This window comes from Sporosarcina sp. SAFN-015 (assembly GCF_059415085.1).
In genome coordinates this window covers 465,954-486,698 of sequence record NZ_JBPFDR010000001.1, presented here as the reverse complement: position 1 = coordinate 486,698, position 20,745 = coordinate 465,954, and the positions used below count along the sequence as shown (strand labels likewise).

Annotated in this window: 21 protein-coding genes; 14 read left to right on the top strand and 7 right to left on the bottom strand. The window is 44.9% G+C overall.

What is annotated here, in order from left to right; genetic code table 11:
- Nucleotides 1–3: 3 nt before the first annotated feature.
- From ACR65H_RS02200 to ACR65H_RS02190, 3 genes are all read left to right on the top strand, one after another.
- Nucleotides 4–507 (top strand): P-loop NTPase family protein, encoded by a 504-nt coding sequence (locus ACR65H_RS02200; RefSeq protein WP_440498421.1) that lies wholly within the window; start codon nucleotides 4–6, stop codon nucleotides 505–507.
- A gap of 217 nt (nucleotides 508–724) precedes the next feature.
- Complete coding sequence (locus tag ACR65H_RS02195; RefSeq protein ID WP_440498420.1) at nucleotides 725–1,075, top strand: isochorismatase family protein; 351 nt, start codon at nucleotides 725–727, stop codon at nucleotides 1,073–1,075.
- A gap of 64 nt (nucleotides 1,076–1,139) precedes the next feature.
- Nucleotides 1,140–1,910, top strand: coding sequence for a class I SAM-dependent methyltransferase (locus ACR65H_RS02190; protein ID WP_440498419.1), 771 nt, complete (start codon nucleotides 1,140–1,142; stop codon nucleotides 1,908–1,910).
- A 243-nt stretch (nucleotides 1,911–2,153) separates the two neighbouring features.
- Here the strand turns inward: ACR65H_RS02190 and ACR65H_RS02185 are convergent, their stop codons facing one another.
- Nucleotides 2,154–2,330 (bottom strand): hypothetical protein, encoded by a 177-nt coding sequence (locus ACR65H_RS02185; RefSeq protein WP_440498418.1) that lies wholly within the window; start codon nucleotides 2,328–2,330, stop codon nucleotides 2,154–2,156.
- A gap of 274 nt (nucleotides 2,331–2,604) precedes the next feature.
- Between ACR65H_RS02185 and ACR65H_RS02180 the strand changes: the two genes are divergently transcribed.
- Nucleotides 2,605–3,618, top strand: coding sequence for an NADP-dependent oxidoreductase (locus tag ACR65H_RS02180; protein ID WP_440498417.1), 1,014 nt, complete (start codon nucleotides 2,605–2,607; stop codon nucleotides 3,616–3,618).
- Between the two features lie 93 nt (nucleotides 3,619–3,711).
- On the opposite strand, the gene ACR65H_RS02175 is transcribed toward ACR65H_RS02180, so the two are convergent.
- Both ACR65H_RS02175 and ACR65H_RS02170 read right to left on the bottom strand, forming a co-directional pair.
- Complete coding sequence (locus ACR65H_RS02175; RefSeq protein WP_440498416.1) at nucleotides 3,712–5,232, bottom strand: CoA-acylating methylmalonate-semialdehyde dehydrogenase; 1,521 nt, start codon at nucleotides 5,230–5,232, stop codon at nucleotides 3,712–3,714.
- On the bottom strand, nucleotides 5,233–6,603 hold the full coding sequence (locus ACR65H_RS02170) for an aspartate aminotransferase family protein (RefSeq protein WP_440498415.1): 1,371 nt from the start codon (nucleotides 6,601–6,603) through the stop codon (nucleotides 5,233–5,235).
- A gap of 221 nt (nucleotides 6,604–6,824) precedes the next feature.
- On the opposite strand from ACR65H_RS02170, the gene ACR65H_RS02165 reads away from it, so the two are divergent.
- The 6 genes from ACR65H_RS02165 (at nucleotide 6,825) to ACR65H_RS02140 (ending at nucleotide 13,966) form a co-directional block, all read left to right on the top strand.
- The gene (locus tag ACR65H_RS02165; protein WP_440498414.1) at nucleotides 6,825–8,072 is read left to right on the top strand and encodes a Zn-dependent hydrolase; all 1,248 of its coding nucleotides are present in this window, start codon (nucleotides 6,825–6,827) and stop codon (nucleotides 8,070–8,072) included.
- A 78-nt stretch (nucleotides 8,073–8,150) separates the two neighbouring features.
- Nucleotides 8,151–9,554 carry a dihydropyrimidinase gene (gene hydA / locus ACR65H_RS02160; RefSeq protein WP_440498413.1) on the top strand — a complete coding sequence of 468 codons (1,404 nt, stop codon included), beginning with the start codon at nucleotides 8,151–8,153 and terminating at the stop codon, nucleotides 9,552–9,554.
- A gap of 28 nt (nucleotides 9,555–9,582) precedes the next feature.
- On the top strand, nucleotides 9,583–10,926 hold the full coding sequence (locus tag ACR65H_RS02155; protein WP_440498412.1) for an NAD(P)-dependent oxidoreductase: 1,344 nt from the start codon (nucleotides 9,583–9,585) through the stop codon (nucleotides 10,924–10,926).
- 13 nt (nucleotides 10,927–10,939) lie between these two features.
- Nucleotides 10,940–12,202 carry an NAD-dependent dihydropyrimidine dehydrogenase subunit PreA gene (gene preA, locus ACR65H_RS02150; protein WP_440498411.1) on the top strand — a complete coding sequence of 421 codons (1,263 nt, stop codon included), beginning with the start codon at nucleotides 10,940–10,942 and terminating at the stop codon, nucleotides 12,200–12,202.
- A gap of 85 nt (nucleotides 12,203–12,287) precedes the next feature.
- Nucleotides 12,288–13,745, top strand: coding sequence for an NCS1 family transporter (locus tag ACR65H_RS02145; protein ID WP_440498410.1), 1,458 nt, complete (start codon nucleotides 12,288–12,290; stop codon nucleotides 13,743–13,745).
- Nucleotides 13,746–13,762: 17 nt separating this feature from the next.
- On the top strand, nucleotides 13,763–13,966 hold the full coding sequence (locus ACR65H_RS02140) for a hypothetical protein (RefSeq protein ID WP_440498409.1): 204 nt from the start codon (nucleotides 13,763–13,765) through the stop codon (nucleotides 13,964–13,966).
- Between the two features lie 136 nt (nucleotides 13,967–14,102).
- On the opposite strand, the gene ACR65H_RS02135 is transcribed toward ACR65H_RS02140, so the two are convergent.
- Entirely contained in the window at nucleotides 14,103–14,672 is a 570-nt protein-coding gene (locus ACR65H_RS02135; RefSeq protein WP_440498408.1) for a uracil-DNA glycosylase, read from the bottom strand.
- Between the two features lie 132 nt (nucleotides 14,673–14,804).
- Here ACR65H_RS02135 and ACR65H_RS02130 point away from each other — a divergent pair, with 132 nt between their 5' ends.
- From ACR65H_RS02130 to ACR65H_RS02115, 4 genes are all read left to right on the top strand, one after another.
- Complete coding sequence (locus tag ACR65H_RS02130; RefSeq protein WP_440498407.1) at nucleotides 14,805–15,332, top strand: cysteine hydrolase family protein; 528 nt, start codon at nucleotides 14,805–14,807, stop codon at nucleotides 15,330–15,332.
- Nucleotides 15,332–16,123: a nucleotidyltransferase domain-containing protein gene (locus ACR65H_RS02125; protein WP_440498406.1), complete on the top strand. Its 792-nt coding sequence runs from the start codon at nucleotides 15,332–15,334 to the stop codon at nucleotides 16,121–16,123. The genes ACR65H_RS02130 and ACR65H_RS02125 overlap by 1 nt, the downstream gene beginning before the upstream one ends.
- Nucleotides 16,120–16,473 carry a VOC family protein gene (locus tag ACR65H_RS02120; RefSeq protein ID WP_440498405.1) on the top strand — a complete coding sequence of 118 codons (354 nt, stop codon included), beginning with the start codon at nucleotides 16,120–16,122 and terminating at the stop codon, nucleotides 16,471–16,473. Before ACR65H_RS02125 ends, ACR65H_RS02120 begins: the two co-directional genes overlap by 4 nt.
- Before the next feature lie 125 nt (nucleotides 16,474–16,598).
- Nucleotides 16,599–17,507 carry a nuclease-related domain-containing protein gene (locus tag ACR65H_RS02115; RefSeq protein WP_440498404.1) on the top strand — a complete coding sequence of 303 codons (909 nt, stop codon included), beginning with the start codon at nucleotides 16,599–16,601 and terminating at the stop codon, nucleotides 17,505–17,507.
- A 429-nt stretch (nucleotides 17,508–17,936) separates the two neighbouring features.
- Here the strand turns inward: ACR65H_RS02115 and ACR65H_RS02110 are convergent, their stop codons facing one another.
- The 3 genes from ACR65H_RS02110 to ACR65H_RS02100 are packed head-to-tail and all read right to left on the bottom strand — an operon-like array spanning nucleotide 17,937 to nucleotide 20,613.
- Entirely contained in the window at nucleotides 17,937–18,827 is an 891-nt protein-coding gene (locus tag ACR65H_RS02110; protein ID WP_440498403.1) for a glycine betaine ABC transporter substrate-binding protein, read from the bottom strand.
- A complete protein-coding gene (locus ACR65H_RS02105) occupies nucleotides 18,824–19,483 on the bottom strand; it encodes an ABC transporter permease (RefSeq protein ID WP_440498402.1) in 660 nt (219 codons plus the stop codon). The genes ACR65H_RS02110 and ACR65H_RS02105 overlap by 4 nt, the downstream gene beginning before the upstream one ends.
- Nucleotides 19,480–20,613: a betaine/proline/choline family ABC transporter ATP-binding protein gene (locus ACR65H_RS02100; protein WP_440498401.1), complete on the bottom strand. Its 1,134-nt coding sequence runs from the start codon at nucleotides 20,611–20,613 to the stop codon at nucleotides 19,480–19,482. Before ACR65H_RS02100 ends, ACR65H_RS02105 begins: the two co-directional genes overlap by 4 nt.
- Nucleotides 20,614–20,745: the final 132 nt, after the last annotated feature.

Here is a 20,745-nt window from a genome sequence, read left to right as displayed (position 1 = left end):
AGAATGAAAATCTTCATCATGGGCATTGTTGCAAGTGGGAAAACGACATACGCAAAAGAATTGTCGAAGGAAATGGGTTTGCCCTTCGTTGAACTGGATGCGGTTGTTTATTATAACGTGGATGGCGAGCGGATCAAGAGGAAGCCTGAGGAACAAGTAAAGATCATTCGTCAAATGGATGCAAGAGGAAGTTGGATCGCAGAAGGAGTATATCGCCCGTCCTATCATCTTCTTTTGGACATGGCTGACATTGTCATATGGCTGGACCCGCCATTATGGAAACGGAAAATCAGGATTTTGAGTAGACATGTGAAGCAAATGATCGGCGTGGAAGAATGTGCGTATAAACCGGATTTTCAAATGCTTCGCAATATGTATAAATGGACAAAGCAGTTTGAAGGAGAACGAGCAGACCTTGATGAGATCCTTCAACCATATGTGGATAAGTTGATCATTGTTCGGGGTGACCCGGCCAATAATCGAGCACTTTCGAAGATTATTTACTAATAGATTCAAAATATAGTAACGATAATATTACGGAATGTGGGTGTATTATGAGGAATGGTTTACTAATCATTGATGTGCAAAAAGGGATGTTTCAAGAGGGAGATACTGTGTTTAAGGGAGATGAGCTGATTTCCACTTTACAAGGAGTGATAAAGAGAGCACGAGCATCCAACACCCCTATATTTACATACAGCATAATGCTCCAGTGGGAAAACCTTTGGAATATGGTAGCGAAGGCTGGGAGATACACGCTGAAATAGAGCCTCACCTAAACGATGTGATCATCCAAAAAGCAACTCCTGACTCATTCTTGAATACAACATTGGAAGAAGAACTGTATAAGAAAGGGATAAAAAATATTTATATTTCGGGCATCCAAACGGAAGCATGTGTTGATACGACTTGTCGCAGGGCGTTTAGTATGGGTTATAAGGTAACTTTGCTATCGGACGCTCACAGTACATGGAACTCCAGTGAAATTTCAGCTCAACAAATTATTAACCATCATAATGGCGTGTTACGGTGGTTTGCGGATGTTTATCCATCTGAAGAAGTAGAATTCAGATAAAAAGAAGAATTATATCGTATGACAGCAATAAATTGTTAGAATAAAAAAGGAATGAGAAGTATTTATGAACCAAAACATATTTGAAAAAAACCTCGAAAAATACGCTGATCCTGAAATGTACGATCATTTATATGACAAGTATCAGAAGGACTTAGGCATCATTCTGAAATGGGCTAATCAGGATCATCCTATATTGGAACTAGCTTGCGGAACAGGCAGATTGACGATTCCAATGGCACAGCGTGGATTCCAAATGGTTGGAGTAGACCTTCATGAAGGCATGTTGGAAAGGGCTCGACGGAAAGCCGAACAAACGGAAGTGATGATTGAATTTATGCAACAAGATTGCACGAATTTGAATCTTCCCGTCAGAAGTTCGCTAGCTTTCATGACGGGAAATTCCTTTCAACACTTTCTAACGAATGAAGCACAGGACGCTCTATTCCAATCTGTCCGCCGGCATTTGGTGGATGGAGGCATCTTTATTTATGACACACGGAATCCAGTATTGAAGGAACTTTCTGCTGTCGATGAGTACGAGGAAAAATACGTCGATAAAAATGGCGATCGGGTGATTGAAAGCCATCGTGATGTGTACGATCATTTAACACAGATCTTAGATTGCCGGACACATCGTCGAATTTATCGAGATAATACGTTAATTGCTGAGGAGCAGGACGGCATTTCCCTTCGCTATTCATTCCCGCAAGAAATGGAAAGGCTGGTAGCCGCAAATGGGTTTGAGATTGTGCAAGTGTACGGCGATTGGGATGAAAATGAATTACATGCGGAGAGCATTTCAATGGTGTATATATGTAGAGTGAAAACGGAATAAGTCAATAAGATGCAGATCATTAGGCGCTTCAAGTGTGCAAAAAGTTTTGCTCGGATTTGAATAAGAAATGCTTGAGTTAAGGTTCATTTTGTTCAAGTTCTGACAGGTTTTACTCGATTTTGACGTAGTTAAGGCACAATCTCCGTCAATTATGCTCGACTCGTGACTTTAGAATCACCTCGTTACACAATAAAGGGCTTTCCATAAAGTCGGTTTGACTTTCTGGAAAGCCTCTTTATATACTTATCCTTTGTATTTATCTCTCTCGGCCGTTTCCCGATGATTCGGCGTCATCTTCTCATGGTTTGGTTGAAGATTGCCGAGTTCAGCCAATTCCATCGAAATTTCTTCTTTAACTTCCTTGCGATTTCCTGGTGTCTTCGGATTGGAATATAAATTGCTGTGCGCTCCTTGTTTCATTATGCAACCTCCCATATTGTAATTACATTTTTAATATGGTCTGTTTTATTCGTTTTAATCTATAGCGTTAGACCTTTTCTCTATCTTCTTCAATTATCTCGCCCGATTACGATAGTGGGTTATGGAAACTGTTTATACTTATTGTATACTAAGAAAATTACAGGGTATTCTATTTTTTGACATGGAAAATGGTAATACTATACGTTGAACAGTTGTTCAAAATGAATATTGTACTTTAAGATGGATAATCCGTTTTCAGGATGGAGGAGGAATAATGAATCAAATGCAAAAGCAAATTAAGCTTGCAAAACGTCCTATCGGGACACCTGTGATGGAGGATTTTGCTTTTATTGATGCACCAATCGGAACGCCTGCGGATGGTGAAGTGTTGATTCGTGCTATATATGTTTCGGTTGATCCGTATTTACGTGGAAGGATGCAGGATACAAAATCCTATATTCCTCCATTTCAAATAAACGAGGTTATTACAAGTGGGATAATTGGCCAAGTAGTCGAAACAAAATCGGAGCATTTTACGAAAGGCGATATCGTACTCGGTACGCTTGGCTGGCAGGAATATTCAGTTGTGAATGAGAAGGGAATTCGAAAAATTGATCCGAAGAGTGCTCCCGTAACAGCACATCTAGGTATTATTGGAATGACGGGATTAACAGCATATTTCGGCTTGCTTGATATCGGGAAGCCAAAAGCAGGGGAAACGGTTGTCGTGTCCGGAGCTGCTGGTGCAGTTGGATCTGCCGTTGGACAAATTGCCAAAATTAATGGAGCCCGCGCTGTGGGAATAGCCGGGACAGATGAAAAATGCCAGTATCTATTAAATGAACTCGGGTTTGACGCAGCGATCAATTATAAAAAGGAAGATGTTCCAAGAGCACTAGAAATAGCATGTCCAGACGGAATTGATATCTATTTTGATAATGTCGGCGGCTCTATTTCTGATGCTGTATTCCCACTTCTTAATAAGTTTGCCCGCATTCCGGTTTGCGGTGCAATTTCTTCCTATAACAGTGTTGAACTGGATATGGGTCCTCGTGTTCAAACGGCACTGATCAAAACAAGTGCCCTTATGAAAGGATTCACGCTTGGGGATTATGCAAGTCGCCTTGAAGAAGGCAACATTGCACTCGCTGCGTGGTTAAATGAAGGAAAACTTAAATATGAAGAAACGATTACGGAAGGTTTCGACCATATTATTGACGCCTTCCTTGATCTTTTTACAGGAGCAAATGTAGGTAAATCACTCGTCAAAGTGGCAGATATTATTTAAACTTTGGTGGGCCAAGGCTTTGTATGGCAAAAGATTCGAAAGAAAAAACAGACCCTAGGCATCGAGCCTAATGGGTCTGTTTATACGGTTTCCTTAGCCCTCATTACTCGGGAAAGCAAAGGTTGACGCGGATTCGCTGTTTTCTTCAAACCACTTTTCTGAAATGGTTTTGGTTTTGGTGAAGAAGCGAACATGCTCGGGCCCGAACATATGCCCCTCGCCGAATCTGGACCGTTTCCACCCGGCAAAGTTATGGTAACCGACAGGAATGGGAATCGGCACATTAATCCCGACCATCCCGACGTCAATTTCCATTGAAAATTTGCGTGCGGCTGCCCCGTTATTCGTGAAAATTGTCACGCCGTTTCCAAGTTCATGTGCATTGATCAGTTCGATTGCTTCCTCTAAAGAATTGACCCGGACGACATTGCGGGCAGGACCAAATACTTCTTGCTCATAAACTTCCATGCCGGGTTTGACATTGTCCAGCAGAGTAGGGCCGAGATAGAAACCGTTGGAGTTTTTAGCGATGTCCGGGTTACGGCCATCACATACAAGCGTAGCACCTTCCTCCACGCTGCGGTCGATATAGCCGATGATTGTATCCTTTGACTGCTTAGTTATAACGGGCCCGAAGTCGACATCTGCATCTGTGTATGGTCCCACTTTTAACTTTGCAATTTTTTCAGCTAGTATGCCTACAAGCTTGTTCGCTGTTTCTTCGCCAACAGGAATGATTGTCGAAATGGCCATACAGCGTTGGGAAGCGGCCCCATAAGCAGCGCCTAAAAATGCGTTTGCCGCCTGTTCTAAATCCGCATCGGGCATGACGATCATATTGTTTTTACCGCCGCCTAAAGCCGTAACGCGCTTTCCAAATTTAGAACCGGTTTTGTAAATATACTCGGCGACTGGCGTGGATCCGACAAACGAAACGGCTTCAATAGCAGGGTTTTCCAATAGTTCGTTGACCGCATCCTTGTCGCCATTGATGACTGTCCAAACACCATCGGGCAAACCCGCTTCTTTCCACAGTTCCGAAAAGAATAATGCAGAGCAGGGTACACGTTCGGAAGGCTTTAAAATGACGGAATTACCGACTGCGACCGCCATACTTGTCATGGCTAGCGGCACCATCACGGGAAAGTTGAAAGGGGAAATCGCAGCCACGACGCCGAGTGGAACTTTTGCCGAATAAGCATTAATATTCCCGCCGACATTAACGGAGTACTCGCCCTTTAATAAGTGAGGGGCGTTTATGGCTAAATCTACAGATTCTAATCCGCGTGTAATTTCACCCCTCGCATCGTCGACTGTTTTCCCGCTTTCAGTACATATGGTTTCGATGAGCTCATCCATACGTTCGGTCATCAATTGACGGAACTTCATGACAATCTCAACACGTTTGCTAACTGACAGAGCGCGCCATGCTGGAAAGGCAGCTTGAGCAGTTGCAATGGCTTCCCGCACTTCCTCTTTTGACGCAATAGGGACATGTGCGATTACTGCACCTGTACTTGGATTGAAAACATCTGAGAATTGACCACTTTTGCCAGCTACGATTTCACCATTAATAAAGTGCCCCAGTTCTTTTACTTCTGTATTCGTCACCATTCATTCATTTCCCCTTTGTGGCAGTAGTTCTTGCAATGCGCGAGTGAGTTTGTCAACAATAAAATCTTTTTCTGCCATCGAAATAATTAGTGGTGGTGCGATTGTTAAAACGTTGTTGAAACCTGCAACCGTGACTCCATTTTTCCCGATGATTAGCCCTTTTTCTTTACATAAAGCAATGACTTTGTTGACAGCAGTTACATCAAGTGGAGCTCTGCTGTTTTTGTCACTTACAAGCTCAATGCCGATTAGTAAGCCTTTTCCGCGGATGTTGCCGACATTTGGATGTTCCTTTAAGCTTTCTTGCAGTTCCGCATGGAGAACAGCTCCCATTTCTTCTGAGCGGGAGAATAAGTTTTCACTTTCCATGATTTCAATATTTTTAAGGGCTACTGCACAAGCCGCTGGAGAACCGCCGAATGTGTTGACATGTCGGAAAAAGTCGTACTCCTCGCTTCCAATAAAGGCTTCATAGATTTCTCGGCGCACTGCAGTAGCAGATAACGGCATATATGCGCTAGTTAAGCCTTTTGCCATTGTGACAATATCAGGCTGAATGCCGTAGTTCTGGAAGCCGAATGCTTTACCGGTACGTCCGAAGCCACAAATGACTTCATCGGCAATGAGCAATGCCCCATGCTTTTCACAAACGGCCTTTACCCCGCGTAAATAGTCCTCGTGCGGCATAATCACGCCGCCGCCCGTAATTATGGGCTCGAGAATAACGCCAGCAATCGTATCGGACATTTCCCACGTCATGACATTATCAATCGCCTGAACGGACGGCAAGGCAGTCGGCTCTGTAATATGATCTTCATTTGCACGGTAGGTATCCGGCGGTGCGACATGAATGAAGTTGGGTGCTAACGGTTCGTATTTATATTTACGCTGGGCTTGCCCTGTTGCCGCCAACGCCCCCATTGTACTGCCGTGGTAGGCCCGGTAGCGGGAGATAAATTTCGTGCGATTGGTATGACCTTTCTGTTGATGGTACTGGCGTGCGATCTTGAAGGCGGCTTCATTCGCCTCCGAGCCGCTGTTGGAGTAGAAGACAACATAATCATCACCTAATAATTCGCTGATCTTTTCGCTTAGTTGGATGGCAGGGACGTGTCCTATGGATAGGGGTGTATAGGCGTTTTCCAGTAACTGGTCGTAAGCGGCTTTGGCGAGTTCCTCCCGACCGTAGCCGACGTTCACGCACCACAAACCGGACATGGCATCCAAGTACCGTTTCCCGTCAATGTCCGTTATCCAAGCGCCTTCCGATTTCTGAATAATTGACGTAGCATTCGGGTTGTACGGCTTCATGGCATGCCATACATACTGCTCATCTTTTACTTGCCAATTTTGACTTGTCAAGTTCGTCATGGAAATCATCACTCCTTCATTTATCTTATGCCAATAAATCCACTATTCAACTCCCATAAAAAACAGCGTTATACACACAGCCCCTTATTATATAAACAACTTCCCTAAAATATGCGCTTGCCCCTATTTTGTAGTCTTATATCCTCCCCCTCCGAATACACTTACTCTATAGTTTTTTAATTAGTAGATAGTTCAATAACTATGAAAGAGAGGACTTGCATATGTATGCATGTAATAGGAGTCGATTGCAGGCATTAGTTGAACGGTTCAGTCAGTTCGGTGCCACTGCCAATGGGGGGGTAACCCGTCTGTCCCTGTCAAAAGAGGATATTTTGGCAAGAGATTGTTTTATTGAAATATGCAAAGAGCTAGGCATGGATAGTAAAACAGATGATATGGGCAATGTCTATGCAACATTGCCGGGGAAAAAAGATTGTCCGCCAATCGTAATCGGATCGCATCTGGATTCTGTTGAAAAAGGCGGCAAGTTTGATGGTGTGTTAGGTATTTTAACAGGAATAGAAGCGATACAGACGTTAAAGGAGAACGACATTGAGCCTGAGATTCCAATCATGCTTGTGAATTTTACGAATGAAGAGGGTGCGCGCTTCGATCCGGCGATGATGAGTTCCGGTGTCCTTGCTTCCAAGTTCAGTAGAGAAAAAATGCTGAGTTCTTCCGATAAAAACGGTATTACTTTTCAAGAAGCACTACAGGCGAGTGGCTACGCAGGGGAGCAAGGAAATCGATTAACAGAGGCCCTTGCGTATATTGAGCTGCATATTGAACAAGGACCGGTGTTAGCTGCTAAGCATTGTGATATTGGAGTGGTCGAAGGCGTTTTAGGCATGGTGTGCTATGAAATTACTGTAACAGGTGAATCAAATCACGCAGGTACAACGCCGATGCAGATGCGTAAAGATCCGATGATTGTGGCATCTCGATTAATTTCGTCATTGCACGAGCAGTTGGGCAAGATCGACGAAAAGCTAGTTTTCACTTTTGGACGTATGCATGTGACGCCTAATATCCATACAGTTATTCCAAATGAAGTAGTGTTTACGATCGATTCACGTCATCAATCTCCAGAGGTGATGCATCAAGTGGAGGAGCTATTGACGGGAATAGTTACAGAAGAAAACGACTGCCGTATTCAACCAGTGAAGCTATGGGGACGGGAGACAGTATTATTTGACGAAGCTATTTGCGATGAAGTGGAAAGATCGTGTGCTGACTTCGGTTATTCCCACCATAGGATGTTCAGCGGGGCGGGACACGATGCACAATATATTGCGAGTTTCATACCTTCTGCAATGATTTTTGTGCCAAGCATTGGCGGGAAAAGTCATTGCGAAGAAGAAGAAACGACATTTGAAGACTGTGCAAAGGGAGCAGACGTATTATTGGAAACCGTATTGGCACTGCAAACGAAATTCAGCATGAGCGATCGATACACACTAAACCAATGATGAATGAGGTACTTCGTCGTAATGAACATGGGGCAAATCTAAAAAACTTACAGTCATTAATGGAAAGGTGAGGTTAATATGAAAAAAATGATTACAGGCGGACTCATCGCGACAGCTTCAGATTTGTATGAGGCAGATATCTTAATCGAAAATGGCAAGATTGTGCAAATCGGCAAAAACTTATCGGCTGATGGAGCGGAAATTGTGGATGCAGCGGGCAAATACGTTTTCCCTGGCGGAATTGATCCGCATACGCATTTGGATATGCCGTTCAACAACACGGTAACAGATGATGATTGGAAGTCGGGTACAATTGCCGCTGCCTTTGGCGGGACAACGACCATTTTAGATTTCTGCTTAACTGCGGGTGAAGAAAAACTAGCGCCTGCCGTGGAAAAGTGGCATGAAAAAGCAAATGGAAATTCAGTCATTGATTATGGCTTCCATTTAATGATCACCGATTTAACGCCCGAAACGGAGGCCGAGTTGCCTTTGTTGCTTGAGCGTGAAGGGATTACGTCTATTAAAGTGTTCATGGCATACGCGAAAGAATTCCAGGCGTCGGATCGTACGCTGTTTAAAGCCTTTAAAATCGCAAAAGACATGGACGCTGTAGTCATGGTGCACTGTGAAAACGGCTCAGTTATCGACGAATTAGTAGAGGAGGCGAGGCAAGCCGGCCAGACGGCGCCAATCTATCACGCACTGACGCGTCCTGCGGAAGTGGAAGGTGAGGCGACGAAACGGGCAATTGAACTGGCGCATATCGCAGGCGCGAAGCTTTACGTTGTCCATGTGACGTGTAAAGAGGCATTAGATGAAATTATCAATGCGCGTGAAAAAGGCTATGACGTATATGGGGAAACATGTCCACCTTATTTAACGCTCGATCAATCAGCGTTAGCGCAGCCAGGCTTCGAAGGGGCGAAATATGTTTGGTCACCGCCACTTCGGCCGAAATACCATCAAGAGCACTTATGGAATGCGTTAAAAGCCAAGCAGTTGCAAACAATCGGATCGGATCAATGTTCATTCAGTTTTAACGGAAAAAAGCGATTAGGGATAAATGACTTTTCAAAAATTCCAAATGGTGGACCGTTCATCGAAGATCGTTTTAGCATTTTATATTCTGAAGGTGTGGCGAAAGGACGGATTTCCATTCATGACTTCGTCGATATGATTTCGACGAGTGCTGCAAAGATTTTCGGCCTTTATCCGCAAAAAGGAACGATTGCGATTGGTTCTGACGCGGATATCGTGATTTTCGATCCTGCAGTAAAACGTGAAATTTCTGCGGACACCCACCATATGAATGTCGATTACAACCCGTACGAAGGATGGGAAGTGACGGGGGAGCCCATCAGTGTACTTGTCCGTGGTGAATATGTCATTAAAAACAGACAATTTGTAGGCGCACTAGGCAGTGGCCGTTATATTAGGCGTGCCGTACAGCCGGCAACTGCAGAACAGATCAACGTCTGAACATCAATTCATTAGGGGGAATGATTAAATGAGTTCTCAACTCAAACGTAATTTTGCGGAAATGACGGTCAGAATGACGAAAAATGAAGCAATGGAAGAAGCTAATCGCTGTCTGTACTGTTATGACGCACCCTGCATTACCGCTTGTCCGACAAGTATTCAAATTCCGAACTTCATCAAAAAAATAGCTACTAGCAATATGAAAGGTTCGGCCATGACGATCATGGATGCCAATCCGATCGGTGCAAGCTGTGCGCGTGTATGCCCAACCGAGATATTGTGTGAAGGGGCATGTGTGCTGAATTCATCGACCAAACCTATTAAGATAGGACAATTACAACGTTATGCAACAGACTGGGCGATGGAAACAGACGTCGAACTATTTAACAAAGGTGAAGCAAATGGAAAAAGGATCGCGATTGTGGGGTCTGGTCCAGCTGGCTTATCGGCAGCGCGTGAGCTTAGTCGCTTCGGGTATAGTGTCACAATTTTCGAAGCGGAGGCGAAGGCGGGTGGCTTGGGTGCTTATGGCATCGTGTCCTTCAGATTGCCGAATGAAGTAGTGGATTGGGAAGTGGCTCAAGTTGAAAAGCTTGGTGTAGAAATTAAAACAAACACTAGAGTAGGCGTAGATATTTCTGTTGAGGACATTCTAACGCAATATGACAGTGTTATTTTAGCGGCTGGAATGGGATCTGTACCTGACCTAGGCATTGAAGGTGAGGAACTAGAAGGCGTCCATGATGCCATTGAGTTTGTCAAGCGTACAAAAGTAGGTGAACTGACAGAAGACTTAATCGGGAAACGTGTTGCAGTCATCGGTGCTGGCAATACAGCCATAGATGGAGCGACTTGTGCTGTACGGCTAGGTGCGGATCAAGTTGACATTCTTTATAGAAGAACGGAAAAAGAGATGACTGCCTATCAATATGAATATGAATTTGCCAAGCAGGACGGTGTTGGATTCAAGTGGCTGACAGCACCGAAGCGAATTATTGGTGATGAGGCAGGGAAAGTGGTAGGCCTTGAATGCATCAAGATGAAGCTTGGAGAGGCTGGAGCAGACGGTAGGCAAAGACCTGAAGCAATAGAGGGATCTGAGTTTGTCATAGAGGTAGACGCGGTTATTAAAGCAATTGGGCAAACGCGTTTTGTCCCGCTCATTGAAGCGTTTGGTTTGCAGCATACGAACGGAGTCGTAGACATTGACGAAACGACTATGCAAACGTCGAATGATAAAGTGTTTGCCTGCGGGGATGTCGTTTTCGGCAACGGCCAAGGTGAAGCTATGGTCGTAACAGCTGCACAGCAAGGAAAAGATGCTGCTTACATCATTCATGAGCGTTTTAGAAAACAGAGCGGGATTGCATAAGGGGGGATAACACATGGCAGACTTACGAATTGACTTAGCGGGGATTAAATCACCGAATCCATTTTGGTTAGCATCAGCACCACCGACTAATTCAGGTTATCAAGTGCAACGGGCATTTGAAGCAGGGTGGGGCGGTGCAGTATGGAAAACGTTGGGCGAACCTATTTTAAATGTTTCATCGCGCTTTGCGGCCGTCAACTTCAACGGACAAAGAGTAGCGGGGTTCAATAATATTGAATTGATTACGGACCGTCCATTGGAGGTTAATCTGAAAGAAATTGTTGAAACGAAAAAAAGATTTCCCAATCACGCTATTATCGCTTCCTTAATGGTAGAGCCAAAGCAGGAAAAGTGGCATGAGATTGTAAAAAAAGTAGAAGCTGTTGGAGTTGATGGACTGGAGCTGAATTTCGGTTGTCCACATGGAATGGCAGAACGGGGAATGGGATCCGCCTCTGGTCAAGTCCCTGAATTGGTTGAAAAGCAGACATATTGGGTGAAGGAAGCTGCACGCACACCAGTCATCGTCAAGCTGACGCCGAACATAACGGATATTACGATGACAGCAGAAGCGGCAGTGCGTGGCGGGGCAGATGCCGTCAGTATGATCAATACGATTAACAGCTTGGCAGGTGTCGATCTGGATACATGGAATACCGTCCCACATGTTGGCGGGAAAGGGGCACATGGCGGTTATTGCGGGCCGGCAGTCAAGCCGATCGCCCTGAATATGGTCGCGGAATGTGCGCGAAATCCGCTCGTCAATGTCCCAATATCAGGGATTGGCGGGATCTCAAACTGGCAGGATGCTGCGGAATTCATGCTAATGGGTGCAACAGGCGTACAAGTTTGTACAGCAGCGATGCACCACGGATTCAGTATTGTCGAAGATATGATAGATGGGCTAAATAATTATTTGGACGGGAAGGGCATTGCCTCAGTGATGGATTTAGTCGGTCAGTCCGTGCCGCGCTATTCTAACTGGGGTGACTTGGACTTGAACTACAATATTGTTGCTCAAATTAATAATGATGTATGCATTAACTGCAATAAATGTCACATCGCGTGTGAAGATACGTCACATCAATGCATTGACCTGTACACAGAGAATGGTCGCCCGATGCTGAAAGTACGTGAACAGGATTGTGTTGGTTGTAATTTATGTGCAATTGTATGCCCAGTTGACGGTGCGATTTCGATGATCGAAAGAAAGTCTACGATTCCGCCGATGACCTGGAACGAACGTCAATCACTTATCAGCAATTTTACACGATAAATAAGCAGACCAAATTTGGTGCTAAGTGAAAAGCAAAGAGTTAGTTGTGTATTAACTGGAAATCTACTAAAAAGGAGAGACATGTATGGCGAATGGCGGAGATTATTTAAAATCCCCAGATTTACTTCCAGTGACACATCAAAATAGAAGCGTTGGCACATTTGGTTTTGCAGTGATTTGGATAGGGATGGCGATCGTCTTAGCCGCATTTGCTATTGGCGGTTCGGCTATTATGAGTTTGTCATTGCCGATGGTAATTCTAGCGACGTTAGCCGGTTCTGTATTAATCGGCGTATTCATGACGTTGATCGGTGATATTGGCGTTGAGCATGGCTTGTCCTTCCCCGTGTATATGCGTGCCCCGTTCGGCACAATCGGCACACATATACCTTCGCTCGTCCGCGGAGTGACAGCAGCTTGCTGGTTCGGACTTAACACCTATTTTGGTGCGATGGCCATCAACGGGATTTTGAATTTATTATTCGACTTCAATAATTGGTTTTTATGTTTCCTAGTGTTTGCGGCATTACAGTTATTCAACACAGCGCGCGGCATTAAATCCATTGAGCGCTTTGCGGATTTTGCAGCGCCGGTAATTATTTTAATATCGTGCTGGATGTACGTTACGCTTGCCGATAAAGCGACGGTTCAAGGGAAAGATGTGTGGACTTGGGTAGAATCCCCGACAACAGGGATAGCGGCTTTTACAGCTTTCATGGTTGTAATGATGGCGAATATGGGGTTCTGGGCGACATTGGCAGCTGATATGCCGACACTGTCACGTTTCTTTAAAGCACCAAAAAATGAACGCAATTGGTTCAAACGTAATAAAACACAATTAGTCGGCTCTTTGATCGTGATGCCGATTACGAATACATTTATCGTAACGATAGGGGCAGTGGCTTACATGGCAGTGGCCTCTGCTGATCCGATAAATGCTTTGATGCAAAGTGCAAGTGGAATTGTGCTGGGGGTTTTATTGCTAATGATCGTGTTGGCGCAATGGTCAACAAACACATCCGCAAACGTTATTCCTGCAGCAACGATTTTCTCGAACATCGGTGGACCGAAAGTGCCATTCTGGGCAGCTGTCATCATTGCGGGAGTAATCGGGGTTTTGGCACAGCCATGGAGTCTGTTTGGCGTGTTGGTAGAGGCGCTATTAATCATTGGCGGTATATTAACGGCAATTGTGGGGATTCTGTTCGCCGATTATTATTTAATCCGTAAACGTCGTGTGAACGTAAAAGATCTGTATGAGTTAGACGGCCAATATGAGTATATGAAAGGCTTTAACTTAGCAGGGCTATTTGCTTGGGTCATTGGTGGAGTGTTAGCGAATATGTTCCCGACTTATTCTTCATTGGTCGGCTTCGTCGTTGGGGCGGTTGTCTACTATGTGCTAGCAAAATATTGGTGGTTTAAGAAGTATCCGCAAGCAGAACTGGTTAATCCGAGTGATGCGGAATATTTAGGAATTACAGCCGGTCACGACTGGGATGATATCGTCACGCAGGAGATGGAAGAAAAAGTTGCTAAGTAGAAAAGCGGGGTGTTTGTATGTCGGATTACTTGTTAGGTTTGGATGAAATGAATCAAGTTGATGGCTATTTAGCCAGTGGCTTTAAGGTCCATTCTGTTCGTGAAAACTTGAGTGGCATGTTCGTTGAGTTTAAACGGCAGGAAGAAGAAGTTTGTTTGCAGATTACGACTGCCGAAGCTCGCAAATATTTTTCGGCAAAGCTCTTGGAACAAACGCTGTAGCTAGAAATAATGGGAAGTGGTATAGACTCTATTCTGGTACGTACTAGAATAGAGTCTTTGCTATGAAGCTTGATTGGCCTGATACACGTATTCTCCTTCTCTCTTGGCAGCACAGATGAAGCAGATCCCCGAATTGTTATTGAATCGCAGCTTTTACGATTGCTAAATCCTCCACTAATAATCGATACAAATTCGGCCGACGCCTGACAGCAAGCGGGTGGTAGGCGACTGTTGTCGGATACCCTTGAACGTCGTGCCAGCTGCCGCGCAACCCTTTCACGTCCGCATCTGGATTTTGAAAGAAGGCTTGTACAGCTACATTTCCTAGACATAAGATAAGTCGGGGTTTTTGGAGCTGCAGCTGTTCTTCCAAATGGCGACGCATGCAGATTTCACGGGTCCGTTCTTTATCGTATTTTCGGATGGGTCTCCTCTTTAAGATATATGTAACGTAAATAAGTTCTTTATTCAGCCCAACGTCATGAACGGCTTGCTGCAATGTATGCCGCGTTCCGCAAACAAACGGGTTTCCTTCACGATCCTCACGGGCGCCCGGATTATCAAGAACGACCATGATAGGTGCGTTCGGATTCCCTTCTCCCCATACCATCCTTGTGCCTTGTTTATAAAGTCCGCACTCCTCGCAGTTGATCTGACTCATCGGTGTCGGGTCCTCCGGCCAACTTTCTGGGCAAAACGGTTTCATGTTCATCACCCTCCTAACAGTTTAGAATACCCCTTATTGAATAAAGCATGCGGTTCTTCCATTCTATTTTTTCAATTAATAAAGGAGAAACGGCCGTTGGTATAGAACATAATTTTGAAAAGGGGTGTGAGTATGGAAGCTTTGTTAGTAATTGATGTGCAAAATGGGATTGTTGATTCTGGTGATTTCAATGCTGAATTAAACTTGATTACAAATATAATCGGAGACTTTACAGGGAAAGGGAAGCCGGTTATTTTTATCCGGCATTTTGATGATATAGAGGAAAGTCCACTTTACAGGGGTTCTGTAGGTTCAGAACTACATCCATCCATTAAAAGGTTTGCGGAAGTTGTTGTTGAAAAGCAAACACCAAGTTCATTTTTTAAAACCAAATTGGCGGGTTTGTTAGAAGAGTTGGAAGTGGATCATGTATTCATTACTGGCTTCAATACTGAGTTTTGCTGTTTGTTTACGGCAATTTCCGCTTTTGACCGTGGTTTTAAGGTGACATTCATTGAGGATGCAACAGGAACTGCGAATACAGATGAAACGTACGAAATGCCAGGACTGGATATTCGGGATTTTGTTGGGACGGTGCTGCATTGGTCAGAGGTAATCGAAGTGCTGGATTATGAGGAGTACGTGGAGGCGTATAAGTAATGTTGCCGCAAGAGTTGGCTGTTGAAAAGATTGCTGCGAGTTTGAAGGGTGACCCGCTTGTACAGGCGATTTTTCTGAAAGGATCGATGGGGAGGGGAGAGCATGATGCGCATTCTGATGTTGACCTTTATTGCTTGGTGAAAAAGAAGGATCAGAAGGGGTTTCTTGCCGGTCGGATGGAACATTTGCGAGCGTATCGTGACATTATATTGGTCGATGATATTTTCATTGTCGCTCCCCAAATTATTGCGGTGTTTGATGATCTGTTGCATATCGATTTATTCACTGTGACGAAGGAATCGTTCGTTGGCGGTGACCATTTCAAGGTGCTGTATGATCCGCATCGGTTATTGGATGAATTTATGGAGACGCAAGGGTTGGCGCTGTCCGAGAATGAATATCGGGATGATGTAATGGATGTGGGTTGGTTTTTATTCCAACACTCGAAGACGGCTGCACGAGGAAATGACATTTGGGCGGTTAAGATGCTGACGAATGTTGTGCACCATTTAGGGAGGGTGCTGCTTTATCGATATGCGCCGGAACGCGCGAAGTTAGGTTTGAAGACGATTGAACGGTCGTTGCCGGATTCCGTTGTAGCGGAGCTGACGGAAATTCTTGAGGCCATTACGCCTGGAAACCATGCGCAGGCGGTTATTCTGATAAGCCGATTGCTTGAACGGGAGTATGAATGGATTCAACTGCAAATTAATGTGGAAGATCAATCGATGAGATTTTTACGAAAAATGATTGATATGTACATAGGGGAAAGGGAGGGGGAAGAGGTATGACACAAGTTTGTGTAATTAGCATTTATGTACCGGATATGAAAGTTGCGGTTGAATTTTACACCGGAGTGTTAGGGTTTCAGGTGAATAAAGAATACAGTCCTAAAATTGTAACGCTTGTCCATGGGGAGCTGCCGATCGTGTTAGAGGAAATGGAGAATGCGGGATATGATAAAACGTCTTCAGGGGTTGTGCTCACGTTGAAAAGCGATGATATCCATCAATCACTTGCGGTGCTTAAAGAACACCATGTGGAATTAATCATCGGAGAGCCTGCCGACTGTCCGCCGGGAAAATATATTAGTTTCCGCGATCCGTTTGGAAATGTGTGGGAGTATTTGGAGTTTGATTGAATAATTAGACTAACATGCTAAACTAGTAAATAGCGGAATAAATAGAAGAGGAGCTGAGACTATTCATTCATAAAGAAAGACAAGCACCACTATTGTTAGAAGGGCTGGAGGCGGCGATTAAGCGATTGCCAGTTCACCATGAAGCGATTCCTGTTTTGCGCTCGAAGTATGCGGCCGTACAGGCCGGATTTGGCGGAGAGCAGGAATTGGACAAAGTGTTTGAGAGCTATGCTTTTTCGATGAAGCATGGCATTTTCCACGATTTATCGCTAGCCTCCAGTACAAATTTTCAAGTGGACACGCTATTCATCACTCCTTGGTATGCGGTTTTGTTTGAAGTGAAAAACATTGCGGGTGAATTGACGGTGACGGAAAACCCGCCACAAATGATCCGCGTGCTCGATTCAGGTCAAGTGAGCGGCTTCAAAAGTCCAATTGCCCAATTGGAAAGCAACTGTGAATTGTTTCAAGACTGGCTGTACAGCCGAGATCTATCATTGCCGGTATACGGAGCAGTTGTGCTCGCCTATGCCAGCCAACGCATCGAAGTATTCGATACGAAAATCCCTGTTTTATTTCCAAGTGCGGTCCCCACATTCATCCGCAAACTCCCAACAACCTCCCCATTGTTGGATGACGAAACGTTTGCCACCCTTTTAGCGCAGCTTAACAGCGGCCATCGTTTTTTTATTCCATCTCCAATTTGTGAAACTTATTCGATCAGACGCAGCGACATCCGCACGGGCGTGATCTGCCCGGGGTGTGGGTTTATTGGCATGGAAAAATATATGGGAGGGTGGCGCTGTCTGTCTTGTGAAGGGAGAAGCAGGGATGCGCATCAGCAAGCGATTCGTGACTGGTTTTTATTATTTGGCGGAGGAATGAGGAATAAGGATTGTCGAGAGTTTCTCAGGGTCGACCGCCAGCAGACCGCGCATCGGCTTTTGGCGTCTATGGATTTAGAAGTAGAAGGGGCTAAGCGAAACAGGTCGTACACTCTAAAATTTCATATGGAAAGCAAAAAGCGCACATAATTTGTGCGCTTTTTTGCTGGGAAAATGTCCAGTCGGTGATAAAGTGCTAAGAGTCGGTGATAACTCCCTAAAGGTCGATGATAAATAAATTCACCTATGAAAAGGGTGCTTGTGATCGGCGCTGTTTGTTGAAAAATGGAGAGTCGGTGATAAAGTGCTAAGAGTCGGTGATAAACTCGCTCAAGTCGGTGATAACGGATCGAGAGTCGGTGATAAACCTATCTGAGTCGGTGATAACTCCCTAAAGGTAGATGATAAATAAATTCATCTATGAAAAGGGTGCTTGTGATCGGCGCTGTTTGTTGAAAAATGGAGAGGTGGTGATAAAGTGCTAAGAGTCGGTGATAAACTCTCTCAAGTCGGTGATAACGCATTGAGAGTCGGTGATAAACCTTTCTGAGTCGGTGATAACCGGCTCAGCTCACTCAATCATTCCACCTCAATCAACCCACTCTCCACCAAAAACTCCTTCGCGACCTTTTCGACCATCATGCCGTCGTTGTCGACTTTGGCATTCATTTTTTGCATGGCTTCTTCGTCAATCATGCCTTCGAGCTGCTTTAGGACTTCTTCGATTTCAGGATATTCCTCAAGCGTTTCTTCCCGCACTAACGGGAGCGCGTGGTACGGTGGGAAGTACGATTTGTCGTCTTCCAAGACGCGTAAGTCGAATTCCTGCAATTGGCCATCTGTCGTGTAGGAGTTAATGACGTCTACTTCGCCTGCATTGATCGAACGGTACATGATGCCGTGATCCATGCCTTTTACAGCATCGAACTTCAGCCCATATTCATTCTGAAAACCAGGCAGGCCATCTGGGCGGTCGATGAATTCAAAGACAGCGCCTAATGTGAAGTCTTCCGAGTAGGCAGCAAAGTCGCTGAATGTGACAACGCCGAGTTCTTCGGCTTTTGATTCATCTAATGCGAGCGTGTACGTATTGTTGAAGCCGAATGTGTTAAAAGCGACAATGCCGTCTTCAGCAACGAGACGCCTTGTCGCTTCCAACGTTTCATCGGCTGTCCCCGGCTCTTCATGATAATACGTCACGACAATCGTCCCCGTGTAATCGGGAATGACGTCAAGATTACCGTTCAGCATTGCATTCCACACCACATTAGATCCGCCGAGATTCTCTTTATAGATCACTTTTATGTCTGTTTTATTCTCAATCAACTGCCCCATGACGTGCGACAGGATGATGCTTTCTGTGTTGTTCCGTGAACCGAGCGTCAACGAATCTGTTTCAATTAAAATGCAGGCCGATAGCATACTTGCAACAACTGCAATAAGCAGCAATGAAGTGAGTTTCTTCCTCATTCCGCTTTCAATCCTTTCGGTGTCGTCCAGCGCTCAACCGAGCCGAAGAACACTTCCAAAATAATAGCTAGTAGTGCAGCAGGGATTGCGCCAAGTAGGATCAGTCCGTCGATACCACGCGTGATTCCTAGGAAAATGAAATCGCCAAGGCCACCTGCGCCGATGAATGCGGCAAGAGTAGCGTTACCGACGTTAATGACAGCGGCAGTTCGAATTCCGGCCATGATGACGGGAATCGCGAGTGGTAATTCCACTTTGAAAAGAATTTGCATGCTCGTCATTCCCATTCCCTTTGCAGCTTCCCGCGTAGCCGGGTCGACGTCGTTGATGCCCGTGTACGTGTTTCGGATAATCGGCAATAAGGAGTATAGGAAAAGTGCTGCAATCGCTGTTTTAACGCCGATACCGAAAATTGGGATCATAAAGCCAAGTAACGCAAGGCTAGGAATTGTCTGCATGACGCCACTGCCGCCAAGTACGAGTGTCGCAAGTTTAGGCACCCGCGTGACAAGAATGCCGAGAGATACACCGAGAACGATGGCGATCAACATGGAAAAGAATACAAGCTGGATATGGATGGATGTCGCTTCGAGAACTTCTCTCCACCGCATCTGTGATTGTTCAGTCAATTGTTGCCAGATGGATAAGTTATTCATATGGCGACCACCTCAGTTTCTGTCCACTGAGCCGACAATGCGGATAGCAACGAGCCGCGTGTTACGAGTCCGACAACCTTGTTCGCTCCATCGACAATAGGAATCATGCCGAACGGCGTTTCGTCCATCATAATGATAGCGTCTTTTGCGGAAGCGGAATCACGTAAATAGTGCCCGATTGGTTGCATGATTTCTGCAATCGTCCGGATGCTGTTTACACTCTTGATCACATCATAGGCAGACACTATACCTAACAAAGCTTTTGATTCATCCACAATAATGAGATCTGTGATTTTCCTCTGGCGGATAAGTGAGATTGCCTTTTCGGGAGAACTTTGAGGAAGTGAAGTGACGACAGATTCTGACATAATGTCAATGACAGGCATCAGTTCAGGGTTTTGAATGATTCGATGCTTGCCAATGAATTCTTCGACAAAACCGTGGGCGGGTTCATGAAGTAACTTCTCGGGAGTGTCCAGTTGTAGTAGTTTGCCGTCTTTCATAATTGCGATACGGTCACCCATTTTGAGTGCTTCGTCCATATCATGAGTTACAAAAATGATTGTCTTATTCAATTTTTTCTGCAGTGAAATGAGTTCACCTTGCAATTGTTCTCGTGTAATTGGATCCAATGCGCTGAACGGTTCATCCATTAAGATGATTTCAGGATCGGATGCAAGTGCGCGAGCGATACCGACCCGCTGCTGCTGTCCACCGGAAAGTTCTTTCGGATAGCGATTTGCGTAGATTTTTGGATCCAGTCCGACCAATTCCAGTAGTTCGTGGACTCGTGGTTTGATTTTATCTGGGCTCCATCCGTTTAACTGGGGAACAATGGCGATGTTTTTTTCGATTGTATAGTGGGGGAATAGCCCAATCTGTTGAATGACATAGCCGATGCCTCTTCGCAGCTCGGAAGCGACATATGAGTTATTGTCCTTTCCGTTTATCGAAATTTTCCCGCTTGTATGCGGTTCCATCCGATTAATCATTTTCATCGTTGTCGATTTACCAGAACCACTCGGCCCGATGAGAACGAGCAGCTCTCCTCTTGGAATCTCAAAGCTGATAGAGTCAACAGCCTTGAACCCATCTTCATACACTTTACTTACGTTTTCAAACTTAAGCATACGTACCTCCTATTGTTTTTTTACAACATTGTATTCCGTAAAAAATCGAATGAAAAAATAAAACAACGGTAAAAAAAAGAAAGCGATTTGCCGCCTGAATTTGGTCAGGAGCAAAGCCTCTGTGAGATAGTA